General features: G+C 51.5%; 13 protein-coding genes and 1 other RNA gene. All 14 read right to left on the bottom strand.

What is annotated here, in order from left to right; all coding sequences use genetic code 11:
* Positions 1–220 precede the first annotated feature (220 nt).
* A complete protein-coding gene (locus KP806_RS25080) occupies positions 221–487 on the bottom strand; it encodes a pro-sigmaK processing inhibitor BofA family protein (protein WP_224726494.1) in 267 nt (88 codons plus the stop codon).
* Positions 484–732, bottom strand: a complete 249-nt coding sequence (locus KP806_RS25075) for a DUF2508 family protein (protein WP_224726493.1) — start codon at positions 730–732, stop codon at positions 484–486. Before KP806_RS25075 ends, KP806_RS25080 begins: the two co-directional genes overlap by 4 nt.
* A 162-nt stretch (positions 733–894) precedes the next feature.
* A complete protein-coding gene (gene recR, locus KP806_RS25070; protein ID WP_224726492.1) occupies positions 895–1,494 on the bottom strand; it encodes a recombination mediator RecR in 600 nt (199 codons plus the stop codon).
* A gap of 83 nt (positions 1,495–1,577) precedes the next feature.
* The gene (locus tag KP806_RS25065) at positions 1,578–1,889 is read right to left on the bottom strand and encodes a YbaB/EbfC family nucleoid-associated protein (protein ID WP_224726491.1); all 312 of its coding nucleotides are present in this window, start codon (positions 1,887–1,889) and stop codon (positions 1,578–1,580) included.
* Positions 1,890–1,913: 24 nt separating this feature from the next.
* On the bottom strand, positions 1,914–3,695 hold the full coding sequence (gene dnaX / locus KP806_RS25060; protein WP_224726490.1) for a DNA polymerase III subunit gamma/tau: 1,782 nt from the start codon (positions 3,693–3,695) through the stop codon (positions 1,914–1,916).
* Between the two features lie 205 nt (positions 3,696–3,900).
* Positions 3,901–4,168, bottom strand: an RNA gene (ffs, locus tag KP806_RS25055) — signal recognition particle sRNA large type.
* A gap of 65 nt (positions 4,169–4,233) precedes the next feature.
* Complete coding sequence (locus KP806_RS25050; RefSeq protein WP_224726489.1) at positions 4,234–4,653, bottom strand: hypothetical protein; 420 nt, start codon at positions 4,651–4,653, stop codon at positions 4,234–4,236.
* A gap of 82 nt (positions 4,654–4,735) precedes the next feature.
* Positions 4,736–4,933, bottom strand: a complete 198-nt coding sequence (gene rpmE / locus KP806_RS25045) for a 50S ribosomal protein L31 (RefSeq protein WP_224726488.1) — start codon at positions 4,931–4,933, stop codon at positions 4,736–4,738.
* Positions 4,934–5,159: 226 nt separating this feature from the next.
* Positions 5,160–6,425 (bottom strand): radical SAM protein, encoded by a 1,266-nt coding sequence (locus KP806_RS25040; protein WP_224726487.1) that lies wholly within the window; start codon positions 6,423–6,425, stop codon positions 5,160–5,162.
* 21 nt (positions 6,426–6,446) lie between these two features.
* Positions 6,447–7,787, bottom strand: a complete 1,341-nt coding sequence (gene rho, locus KP806_RS25035; RefSeq protein WP_224726486.1) for a transcription termination factor Rho — start codon at positions 7,785–7,787, stop codon at positions 6,447–6,449.
* 121 nt (positions 7,788–7,908) lie between these two features.
* Entirely contained in the window at positions 7,909–9,171 is a 1,263-nt protein-coding gene (locus tag KP806_RS25030; protein ID WP_224726485.1) for a UDP-N-acetylglucosamine 1-carboxyvinyltransferase, read from the bottom strand.
* A gap of 125 nt (positions 9,172–9,296) precedes the next feature.
* The gene (gene fba, locus KP806_RS25025) at positions 9,297–10,151 is read right to left on the bottom strand and encodes a class II fructose-1,6-bisphosphate aldolase (RefSeq protein ID WP_224726484.1); all 855 of its coding nucleotides are present in this window, start codon (positions 10,149–10,151) and stop codon (positions 9,297–9,299) included.
* 178 nt (positions 10,152–10,329) lie between these two features.
* Positions 10,330–10,728: a response regulator gene (locus tag KP806_RS25020; protein WP_318153800.1), complete on the bottom strand. Its 399-nt coding sequence runs from the start codon at positions 10,726–10,728 to the stop codon at positions 10,330–10,332.
* A 156-nt stretch (positions 10,729–10,884) separates the two neighbouring features.
* On the bottom strand, positions 10,885–12,489 hold the full coding sequence (locus tag KP806_RS25015) for a CTP synthase (RefSeq protein WP_224726482.1): 1,605 nt from the start codon (positions 12,487–12,489) through the stop codon (positions 10,885–10,887).
* Positions 12,490–12,723: the final 234 nt, after the last annotated feature.

Genomic DNA, 12,723 nt, shown 5'->3' with positions numbered 1-12,723 from the left:
AGTTTCACTCGTTGTTCAGTTTTCAAAGAACAAGCTTTTCTTTCGTGTCAGCCGTTGTTTGTCAGCGGCGACTTTTATAATATATCACATTCGCCCAGGTTAATGCAAGCACTTTTTTAAAAAACTTTTTCAATCGCTTGTACACTTTCCTTGGCGCGAGATCTAATGTAGCATACAATCACTTCACTAGTCAACAATTTGTTAAAAAACAATGTTTGCCCTACACGACTATCCATTGCAAGCCCGTAATCAACGCGATTCCGGGCACGCCTAGCGCAACTACCGTTCCGATGGTAAAGGGATTCAAAGGGATGTACAGATCGGGGGGTAATAGTTCGGAGTAATTTAAAACATATAATAAAGCAGCGGCTAGCACCAGGTGCAGTGAAAACCCGCGAAGCCAGCTCCAGGACAGTCTGTTCTTCAGGATCACCACCGCCAACAATACAGAAGAAGCTATAAAAATGGTAAGCCACACCGTTTTCATCCCCTCACCCCTTCCCAAGCTTGCCAGTCGCCGGATAGCTGCTTTGCTTCCCGCAATAGCATTTCGTATTTTTTTTCTGCAGAAATGATGTTATAAATGGCATAATCAATTTGGTCCTTGCCCACGGCATAATTAAAATAACGATTGGCGTTCTCCCACTCCCGGTGCGCTTCGGCGATTTCTTGTCGAAGGCGTTCCATCGTATCCTCCGCTTCGATTGCTTTACTCAGCTTTTGCCCGCTCACGGCTTCCCCTCCCGCTGTTCTTATATATTCAGCCTTTTACTATATGTATAAGCTTGTACGGCTGAATAGAACGCAGGAGCTTTGCTTTCTCTTCCCAATAAAAAAAGGCCGATCAAGGAATAGGCTTGACCGGCCGTTGCTGCAATTGTAATCCCACAGGGTTCAGATAAGCTCCCGTCTGCCTTCCAAAGCCTTGGAGAGGGTCACTTCATCCGCATATTCCAAATCTCCGCCAACCGGCAGACCGTGCGCGATACGGGTAATTTTAATGCCAAAGGGCTTTACGAGTCGCGACAAATACATTGCCGTCGCTTCCCCTTCAATATTCGGGTTTGTTGCCAGAATGAGCTCTTGCACCTGCTCGTCGCCCAGCCTTCTCAGCAGCTCGGCAATACGGATTTCATCCGGTCCGATGCCTTCAATCGGAGAAATCGCGCCTTGCAGGACATGATATTGCCCTTGGTAATCCTTCATTCGCTCGATGGCCACAAGATCCTTCGATTCCTGCACGACGCAAATGACCGATTGGTCCCTTGACTTATCCTGACAGATCTTGCACGGATCGGTATCCGTAATATTGCAGCATACCGAGCAGTAGAACAAATTACGTTTAACGCTTACGAGTGCTTTGGCAAAATCAATGACATCGTCCTCTTTCATTCGCAGCACATGGAACGCGAGCCTGGCCGCCGTCTTAGGGCCAATACCGGGCAAGCGAGTAAAAGAATCGATTAATTTGGCTATCGGTTCGGGGTAGTACAAAGCCGGGAACAGCTCCTTTCATGAGCATAAACGGCCAGTGCCGCCCATAGGCGGCACTGGCCATAGTAAAGCAGAAACACCAATTAGAACAAGCCCGGAATCTTCATACCGCCCGTGAATTTGCCCATGTCCTTATTGGCCAGCTCATCCACCTTCGCAAGAGCATCGTTTACGGCAGTTAGCACCAGGTCCTGCAGCATTTCCACGTCATCCGGATCAACGGCCTCCGGTTTAATCGCGATATTAAGAATTTTCTTGTGGCCGTTTGCCGTTACAGTAACAACCCCGCCGCCGGCCGTTCCTTCCACCGTCTTCGACTCGAGCTGTTCCTGCGCTTTCATCATTTGATCCTGCATCTTTTTCACTTGCTTCATCATTTGGTTCATATTGTTCATTATGAGTCACCTCTTCAATAGAATTTATTCTTTATCCTTTATGACGACCAAATCTTCGCCAAACAGCTTCACGGCCTCTTCTATCCATACGGGCCGAGGCGCAGTCGTCTGGGTAGCTTCGGCCTGATCCGGCTCCAGCTCCAGCGCCTCCGCCTTCTGCTCGGGAGCCCCTTCCGCCGCAGCCTGCCAATCCTTCATCATCACCGTTACAAGCCGCAGCGGCTCCCTGAGCACATCGTGCATAACCTTCTCGATGATCTCGCGGTTTGCCGGCTTTTCCGTCGTTTCGCGGTGCATGGTGTTTTTAAAAGCGATTAACATAGCTCCATCGGCTGACGATACCGGTTCTCCGTCCTTTAACCAGGCGTGTACGGTAATTTTCGCATCCTTCACGCCTTGCAGCACATCGTTCCATTTCATGCGCAGCTGATTGAATTCCGGGGTTTTGGCTGCCGCCAAATAGGGATCCAGCTTAACAGAGGAACGGGCAATCCCTCCTCCGCCGAACGAGCTGCGAGTCGGCGTACGGGCACTTGCGGCAGCCGCCGGCCTGGAAGCCCCGCCGTCGGACGATCCCGAGCCGGCGGCGAGGCCGTTCTGAATCGCCTGCTCAAGCTTGCGCTCGAGCAGCTCTACCTGCTGGCGCAGCCTGCTTACCTCGGCGGACGGGGGAGCAGCGGCTTGAGCAGCAGGTGCCGCTCCTTCCGAAGCTCCCTGCTCTTCGCTGAGCGTACACAGCTTCATCAGAGCAACCTCGAACAGCGTTTGCGGCTGAGAGGCGTGCTTGAGCTCCACCTGATAACGGTTAAGCGTATCGATCATCGCAAACAGCCTGCCCGGGGTGAAGGCGTCGGCCATCCCTTGAAACCGTTCGGGATCGACCACGCGCTCCGTCACAGTGCCGCCTTGCGGCGCCAGCTTTAGAACGAGCAAGTCGCGGAAGTAATAGATGAGATTCTCCATGCACTTATCCGCGCTTTTGCCCGCCTGCATCAGGCTTTCGACAAGCGGCATTACAGCTGCGACATTCCGGTCCCTGACCGCTTCGGCCAGCTTGTAAAACTGATCGGCAGCCATTCCGCCGGTAACGTCGATCGCCGCCTCCAAAGTTATGCGGTCGCCCCCGAATGCCGAAACCTGCTCCAGCAGACTGATGGCGTCGCGCATTCCGCCTTCGGATAACCGGGCAATATAGGCTATGGCGTCCTCATCGGCCTGAATGCTCTCCGAGCGGCAAATTTCCAGCAACCGTTCACACTGCTCCTCGAGCGACACCTGACGAAAGTCAAAGCGCTGGCATCGAGAAATGATTGTAGCCGGAAGCTTATGCGGCTCAGTGGTTGCCAAAATAAAAATAACATGCCCGGGCGGCTCCTCCAGCGTCTTCAGCAGCGCATTAAACGCTTCAGACGTAAGCATGTGGACTTCGTCTATAATGTAAACCTTGTACCGCACTTCCGACGGGGCGTATCTCACTTTATCGCGAATGTCGCGGATTTCGTCGATCCCCCTGTTGGACGCGGCATCGATCTCAATGACATCCATAATGTGCCCGGCCGTAATGCCTATACAAGCATCACATTCGTTACAGGGCTCGGCAGCAGGACCCTGCCTGCAGTTAACCGCTTTCGCCAGCACTTTGGCGGTGGTGGTTTTACCCGTTCCTCTAGGCCCGTTGAACAAATAAGCATGCGAAACCCGGTTCTCCCGGATTGAATTTTGCAGCGTCTGTATAATATGTTGTTGTCCGACCATGTCCTGAAACGTCTGGGGACGCCAGGCTCGATATAAAGCGATATGTGACACGCGGACCTTTCCTTTCAGCTTGCCTTTCTTTTCCGACTTCTCTATTATACAACAACTGTGTAGCAAGAAAAACTCTCTTTTCCCTTCGTATCATTCGGCGGCAACGACCGGCACGCAAAAACGCCTGCTTCAGCAGCCGATAATGGAATCGGACAGCGTTCACAGGCGTTGTTACTATTAATTATCATTTCAAAAACGAAGTGTACCGTGCACCTGCTCCCGATATATGCGACCCAGGCGGCACTCTTGCACTACAGCTCGAGTCAGGCACTCCCCCGGCACATGAACTAATTTGCTTACGGCTGCTTCCTTCCGGACCTGACCGGGTTCACAAACGTCCATTGCGGAGGACCCGACTGTCAACACTGCTCGCAAGCGCCAGACCCTACATCGGCATAACCTCAAGCAGGAATTCAACCTCGCTACAGCGGATTGCGAGTTACAGGGCACCGCTACCTCCCCATCTAGCACGGCAAAAATAAGTATATCCGATCTCGTCCCAAAGCGCAACCGGGTCATTTCTGGAATACAAGGAATCTTATTTATGTGTTTCCACGTGAACGATATAGCGCGGCATATTGTACTGGACGACGGCTTGCGCTTTATTCCGCAGCGTTCTTACCTGGGCATCGGTCAGATTTTCATTTACCCTCAAATTGACATGCATTGCGGCGCCGTTAAAAATAACCTGAGTGTCTTCAATGCCCGCAATCGGAGCAAGCACCTGCTCCACCATATTGCCGTCCGCCTCATAAGTGAGCGACATATGCCGTCCCGGCAGGTTGGGATTACTGTTGGAATAGCCCATATATCCGTCATGGCCGTAGGTTTGTACGCGGTTTTGGCGGTTTTCGCCGTTTCCGCAGCCGACTGCGGTAATAGCGAGCATACAGCCGAGCAGCGCCAAAATGGTTTTTGACCGCCAATTCCCTTTATATTCGAACGATTGTTTTTGCAATCAAAAAACCTCCCTTCTATCCAATAGGATGGCTGAGGGAGGCTCTTGTATTCTGCCAAATAATGGCGGAACGATTGTAAAATTAAATGCCGTATTTCTTCTTGAAACGGTCGACGCGGCCGCCGGCATCCAGGAACTTCTGCTTACCCGTGTAGAACGGGTGGCATTGGGAACAAACCTCTACGCGAAGGGCCGATTTGATCGAACCAGTCTCGAAGGAGTTGCCACAAGCGCAAGTTGCTGTAATGACGTGGTATGTCGGATGAATACCTTGTTTCATCACGTTCACCTCTTTCTGCCCTGAGCCGCATGCGGGCCCAGAGTTAAAATCACACATAACGGATTATAGCATGAACCGTTTTGCGGTTGCAATGAATAATCGCGTTCCTATCGATATTTACCAAAAATCAGGCTGTTTAAATTAGCGCAAGCGTAAACGGCTGTCGCCGTCTTTGCGGCATAAGCTCGTTTCGCGGAGAAATATAAGCATTGTATAAGATTAAAATTTATACTTTCTTATATTTCAAAAAAGCCGCGGGAGGCACATGCGTATAAGAGCCGATGACGACATTCGGAAGCTCCTCACGGAAAATTTCGAGCATTTGCTTCATGCCGTAAATTTCGCCCTGCGCCTTCGGAATAATGGACAAGTAGCTTTCCGGATCAATATTGAGATTCCGCATTTGAATCAGCTTCAGATCCGTCCGCTTGACAAAGTCAATCATCGCCTCAATCTCCTCCTCGCGGTCGGTGACTCCAGGGAAGATCAAATAGTTGATCGAGGTGTAGACGCCTTTGTCCGCCGCGTATCTTAGCGATTTCTCCACGTTCTTCAGCGTGTAGCCGCGCGGCTTGTAATATGCGTTGTAATGCTCGTCGATAGCGCTGATCGTGCTGACCCGCATCAGATCCAGACCCGCATCCACAATTGCGCGCATAAAATCGGTCAGGCCGGCATTCGTGTTAATGTTAATGTACCCGAGCGAGGTTTGGCTGCGCACGCGATTCATCGCTTCCACAATAATCTTCGCCTGAGTGGACGGCTCCCCCTCGCAGCCTTGTCCGAAGCTGATGATGGAGTCGGGCTCGCGCAAATGCTCAAGCATAATCTCGACAACCTCATCGACGGTCGGTTTAAAATTCATGCGCGTTTGGGGAGCGACAAAACCGCTATCGTCCGGCTGCTCGGAAATACAGCCGAAGCATCCGGCGTTGCAGGAATAGGAAACCGGGACCGCTCCCTCCCAGCGCCCTAAAAACGTATTGGACGAGGTTAAGCATTCGTAGCCCAATGCGCAGTTAGAAAGATGCTTGTACAGACGATTCTCGGGATACTTGGCAAGCAAACGCTCAACCTGAATACCGAGCTCCTGGCGGTCGCAGTTCAACGGATCCCATTTGTCCGGGTCGTCGCATTGTTCAGCCGTCACATAAAATCCGCCGTCTTTCCATACGACTGCTGTGTAGCCGAACAATGGAAGCTTCTCATTTTTATCCGCCTTCACGTAACCCGGCAAGCACAGACGCGTGAAGCCTTGCGGCAGCAAAGCGCCCACGGCCTGCAAGTCTCCCGGCAGCACCTGCATTTCGCCGGTGTCGGGATCAAGGCCGACCGGCTTCGTAGAGGGCAGACTGACCAGCGTTGCCCCGTTCGGAAGAGGAATGAGCTCCTCCTCCATAATTTCGACGATCATATCGCCGCTTCTTGCCAAAGCGATAAAATCGGGGTGATCATAAACATTTCCTTGTTTATCCGCATATACGAGATTCATGCTAGTCTCCTTCCTGCGGTCTTACGAACCGTGCGTCGTCCTTGTCGCAGGACGCCTGCCTGTCGTCGATGACTGTGTGCCGCTCTTAATGCCGGGCCGCTCCGGCTTCGCTTCCGCGGAAGTATCGAGCGACATCAGGAACTGTTCGTTGTTCTCGCTTTCCTTCAGCTTCTTCAGAAAATTATCGACGAATTCAAGCGAATCGTTCATGTTGCGGCGAATCGCCCAAATCTTATCGAGCTCTTCCTTGGTCAACAGCATTTCCTCGCGTCTTGTGCCGGATCTGCGCATATCGAGAGCAGGGAAAATACGGCGCTCCGAAAGCTTGCGGTCCAGATGCAGCTCCATATTGCCCGTACCCTTAAATTCTTCATAAATGATATCGTCCATACGCGAGCCCGTCTCGATCAGCGCAGTAGCGAGAATCGTCAGACTGCCGCCTTCTTCGACGTTGCGGGCGGAGCCGAAAAACCGTTTCGGCCGGTGGAACGCCGCCGGGTCGATACCGCCGCTGAGCGTCCGGCCGGACGGAGGAATGACCAGGTTATACGCCCTTGCCAGCCTGGTTATGCTGTCCATCAGAATGACAACATCCTTTTTGTGCTCGACAAGACGGAGCGCTCTCTCTAACACGAGTTCCGCAACCTTGATATGATTCTCGGGCAGCTCGTCAAATGTCGAAGCGACAACCTCTCCTTTGACGGAACGCTGCATATCCGTTACTTCCTCAGGACGCTCGTCTATGAGCAAAACGAACAATTCGATGTCGGGACGGTTCTCCGATATACTGTGAGCGATTTCTTTCAGGAGCAGTGTTTTGCCGGTCTTCGGAGGCGCTACGATCAATCCGCGTTGTCCAAGTCCGACAGGCGCGAGCAAATCCATAATTCGGGTGGAAAGCTTCGATTGCGAGGTCTCAAGAACCAGCTTTTTTTCCGGGTAGAGAGGGGTTAGCGCAGGAAAGTGCAGCCGCTCAGAGGCGGTTTCCGGGTTTTCGCCGTTTACGGCATTTACCTGAAGCAAGCCAAAGTATCGTTCATTTTCTTTCGGAGGACGGCATTTACCCGATACCAGGTCACCGTTACGAAGATCGAACCGGCGAATTTGCGAAGCGGATATGTAAATATCCTCTTTACTCGGCAAATAATTGATTGGCCGCAAAAATCCGAAGCCTTCCGATAAAATGTCCAGCACGCCTTCCATAAACATCAGGCCGCTCTTCTCCGCTTGCGCACGGAGTATTGCAAAAATAAGCTCTTTCTTCTTAAGCGTACCGTAATAAGCGATCTGATATTGCTTGGCCAGCTTATACAACTCGGTCAGCTTCATCTCTTCGAGATCCGCGATCTGAAGGTCTGTCATGTCCTCACCACTTTATTCAGTTTTCATTATACGCTTTAGGATTTAATAGATTTATGCTTGATTAAACAGCATTGCCGAATCGGACGCTGTCTATTCCACAGCGCCCCACTCGACATGCGGGTTATACCGAAGGATCCGTCTCACGCCATACATCGGCGCCCAGTCTGCGTAAATTGTCTACAAGATTATCATAACCGCGGTCAATATACTCCACGCCCGTAATTTCGGTTATGCCGTCTTCAACCGTCAAAGCCGCCACGACTAAAGCGGCTCCCGCGCGAAGATCGGCAGCGCGTACCTTGGCTGCGTTTAATTTGCCGCCTTCAATAATGGCCGAGCGTCCTTCTACACGGATATCGGCTCCCATCCTCGTCAGCTCCGGCACGTGCTTGAAACGGGTTCCGTACACATAGTCCGTCAAAATGCTGACGCCTTTCGCTTGCGTAAGAAGGGTCGTCATCGGAGACTGCAAATCCGTTGCGAAGCCTGGATAGACCAGTGCCTTCACGTCAATAGGGTGATAATGGGGTTTGCCGATAATCCGGATGGACTCGTCCATTTCAATGACTTCTACGCCCATTTCTTCGAGCTTCGCAGTCATTGCTTCCATATGCTTTGGAATCACGTTGTCTATCAGGACATCGCCGCGGGTTGCTGCTGCAGCGATCATATACGTACCGGCTTGGATTCGATCGGGAATAATGGAATGGCGGCAGCCGTGCATCCGTTCGACCCCAGTAATTCTGATCGTCTCGGTACCGGCACCTTTGATTTTTGCGCCCATGGCATTTAGGAGAGTAGCTACATCTATAATTTCAGGCTCTTTTGCCGCGTTTTCAATAATTGTAAGCCCTTGGGCCCGTGAGGCCGCCAGCATAATGTTAATCGTCGCCCCGACGCTGGCAACGTCGAGATAAATTTTCGCCCCGCGCAGCTTATCGGCGGAAATTCGTATGGAACCATGTTCATTGGTTACCGTTGCGCCTAATGCTTCAAAACCTTTAATATGCTGATCGATTGGCCGCGGCTCGAAGTTGCAGCCGCCAGGCAGACCTATCGTCGCTTCCCCGAATCTTCCGAGCATCGCGCCCATCAAGTAATAAGACGCGCGCAATAATTTGACCTTGCCGTTAGGCATCGGCTTGGAAACGAGCCTGGATGGATCAATGCGCATCATGTCTCCGTCACGTATGACGGTTGCGCCAAGCTCTTGCAAGATTTCACTGTAAACTGCCACATCGCTGATCTTCGGTAAATTGTCCAAAATAACTTCCGACTCTGCTAAAATAGCTGCCGGCAACAGCGCAACTGCACTGTTCTTAGCTCCGCTGATTTGAACGGTTCCGCGCAGCGGTCGTCCTCCGCGTATCATCAATTTCTCCATCTAATTATTGTTCCTCCCGTTAGTTGGAAGAGAACAAAGGAAAGAACCGCCGTTACCGGCCTTAAGGCCGGCTTACGCCGTCAGATGCCGGTAGCAGGCGGTTCCTCGTCCCTTGTTCCTGTTTGTTACGCTTGGTTGCTGCTTCCGAACAAGCGGATTTTTTCTCTGATTACGGCTACCATTGCATTGCGTGCAGGAGTCAAGTATTTGCGCGGATCATATACTTCTCCGTTGGCGCTAAGCACTTCGCGGATTGCGTTTGTGCAAGCCACTTGGTTCTCAGTGTTCACGTTGATTTTGCCTACGCCGGCTTGGATCGACAAACGGATCGCTTCGTCCGGAACGCCGGAACCGCCGTGCAATACAACCGGTACCGGAATGGCGTCGGCTACTTTTTGGATAATATCGTAGTGGATCTTCGGTTCGCCTTTGTACATGCCGTGAGCTGTACCTACAGCGATAGCCAGGCAGTCTACGCCAGTCTCTTCATAGAAACGGATAGCTTCCTCAGGCTTAGCCAAAGTTGCGTGCTCTTCGTCAACGCTCAGGTCGTCCTCAACGCCGCCGATTGTTCCCAGCTCGCCTTCAACGGATACGCCCATAGCGCGAGCGGCTTTAACGACTTCTTTCGTAAGAGCGATGTTTTCTTCGAGCCCGTAGTGGGAACCATCGAACATTACGGAAGAGAAGCCTGCGCGGATACACTTCATAGCGACTTCGAACGAGCTGCCATGGTCAAGGTGAAGCGCGATAGGAAGACCGGATTTCTTAGCAGCGGCTTCAGCCATTGCTACTGTAAATTCAATGCCCATATATTTCAATGCGCCTTCGCTTACACCGTAAATAAACGGCGAGTTTTCTTCCATAGCGGCTTCAACAGTCGCTTGGGCGAACTCCAGGTTGTTCATGTTGAACTGACCTACCGCAAATTTGTTGGCTTTTGCTTTTGGAAAAAATTCATTCATCGACACTAACGGCATAGTTGTCTTTCCTCCTAAAAAATGTTTTATCTTTCTTATTCAAGCCCGTTCCGACTTGTCATTCTGAGTCATTATACCATATCGCGGCTCGAAAAGGTAAAGCTTGTTTTATATCGCCGGGCTGCAAAAAAAAAACGACACCGTCTCCGGTAAAGAGACGATGCCGTTAACGTACTGATTATGAACCGATGGCGAACCTGCTCGGCGAGCTGCCTCCGCGCAGCTGCATATTTACCGCGATCCGCATCTCGTCGATGTCGAAAGGCTTCGTAAAATGCATCAATGCGCCAAGATCCGTCGCTTCCTTAATCATATCGAGCTCACCGTATGCGGTCATCATGATGACTTTGATGTTGCGGTCGATCGCTTTCACATGCTTCAAAATTTCCAGACCGTCCATGCCGGGAATCTTCATGTCCAGCAATACCAGGTCGGGCGCGTCGTTCTTCACGATCTCCAAAGCAAGCTTGCCATTAGACGCTTGAAACGTGTTGTAGCCTTCACTGCTGAACACTTCCATCAACAGCACCCGGATCCCATTCTGATCATCGACAATCAACACTTTCTTCTTCTCCAACTGATATACCTCCCGTGACTGAGCTTCACCAACAATTTTGGCCAACTCTTCCATAATCGTTAATATATTCGCCCAGCGGGGTATATAATCCTTCTCGCCTCGAGAAAAACTTATCGGATGCTGTTAAAGAATGTACAATCGTCAAAAAATGGTCGTTTACTGGCCGGAATAAGTAAGCGCAGCTTGTACAAATCCGCGGAACAACGGCTGCGGACGGTTCGGTCTGGAGGTAAATTCCGGATGGAATTGAACGGCCAGGAACCAAGGGTGATCGGCAATTTCCACCATTTCCACGAGACGGCCGTCCGGCGATGTCCCTGAAATGCGAAGACCGGCCGATTCAATCGCCTCACGGTATTCATTGTTAAATTCGTAACGGTGGCGGTGACGCTCGTATACGAGCTCGTCGTCATACTCTCTGGCCGCAAGCGTCTCAGGCACCAGCTTGCATGGGTAAAGGCCAAGGCGCATCGTGCCGCCCATATCCTCGACATCCTTCTGGTCCGGCAGCAAGTCGATGACCGGATACGGCGTCGCAGGATTGATCTCCGAGCTGTTCGCCTGATTCAAACCTGCAGCGTTGCGCGCAAATTCGATCACGGCTACCTGCATGCCGAGGCAAATGCCGAAGAACGGGATTTTGTTCTCGCGGGCATACTTGATTGCCGTAATTTTGCCTTCGATGCCGCGGTCGCCAAAGCCTCCCGGCACCAGAATGCCGTGAACGCCGTCAAGCTGCTCCGCAATGTTCTGCTCCGTCAGCTCTTCCGCGTTCACCCAGCGGATATTCACTTCCGATTCGAATGCGATGCCGGCATGTCCAAGCGATTCCACGATGCTGAGATATGCGTCGTGAAGAGCGACATATTTGCCGACAATGGCAATCTCGGTCGTTTTGTGCAGTGACTTCACGCGTTCGACCAAGCCTTCCCACTCGCGCATGTCCGGCTGTCCCGCCGTAAGCTTAAGGTGGTTGACGACTAGCTCGTCAAGGCCTTCCTCGCGAAGCATGAGCGGCACCTCGTACAAGGTCGATGCATCGCGGCATTCGACAACCGCGTTGGCATCGATATCGCAGAACAAGCCGATCTTACGCTTCATGTCTTCAGCCAAAGGATATTCGGTACGGCATACGATCACGTTCGGCTGGATCCCGATGCTGCGCAGTTCCTTAACGCTGTGCTGGGTCGGCTTCGTTTTTACCTCGCCTGCGGCTTTGATATAAGGAATCAGCGTAACGTGGATGTACATGACGTTATCGCGGCCGATGTCGCTCTTAATTTGACGGATCGCTTCCAGGAACGGCAAGCTCTCGATGTCGCCGACCGTACCGCCGATCTCGGTGATTACGACGTCCGAGCCCGCTTCCTTGCCCGCACGGAATACACGTTCCTTAATTTCATTCGTAATATGCGGGATAACTTGAACGGTACCGCCCAAATAATCGCCGCGGCGCTCTTTGTTAATGACGCTGGAGTAAATTTTGCCCGATGTCACATTGTTGTTCTTCGACAGGTTAATATCGATAAAACGCTCATAGTGACCTAAATCCAGATCCGTTTCCGCCCCGTCGTCCGTTACGAATACTTCGCCGTGCTGATAAGGACTCATCGTTCCAGGGTCCACGTTAATGTAAGGGTCGAACTTCTGAATCGTTACCTTCAAGCCTCTGTTCTTGAGCAATCGTCCGAGAGAGGCCGCCGTAATCCCTTTGCCAAGAGACGACACGACACCGCCTGTTACAAATATATATTTGGTCACTGTGATGATACCCTCCAAGCTCCTATGGTTAGTGTTTAGGTTTGCCCATTTCCTCGATAAACATGGATGCGGATACTCCACGCCCATCCATCCAGTTTGTGGGAATGTTTCCTGCAGATCCATCCCCCACAAACAAAAAAAGTGACACCCGTGGCCACGGGGCACTTTTTATATTAATGCGATATTTGTTAACCGAATCTTAAGCCCATGAGATAGTTTACTCCGCCTTAATGC

The organism is Paenibacillus vietnamensis (assembly GCF_020169515.1).
Classification (GTDB): domain Bacteria; phylum Bacillota; class Bacilli; order Paenibacillales; family Paenibacillaceae; genus Pristimantibacillus; species Pristimantibacillus vietnamensis.
Note: the sequence above shows the minus strand (reverse complement) of the source record. Positions and strands in the feature narration are given on the sequence as shown.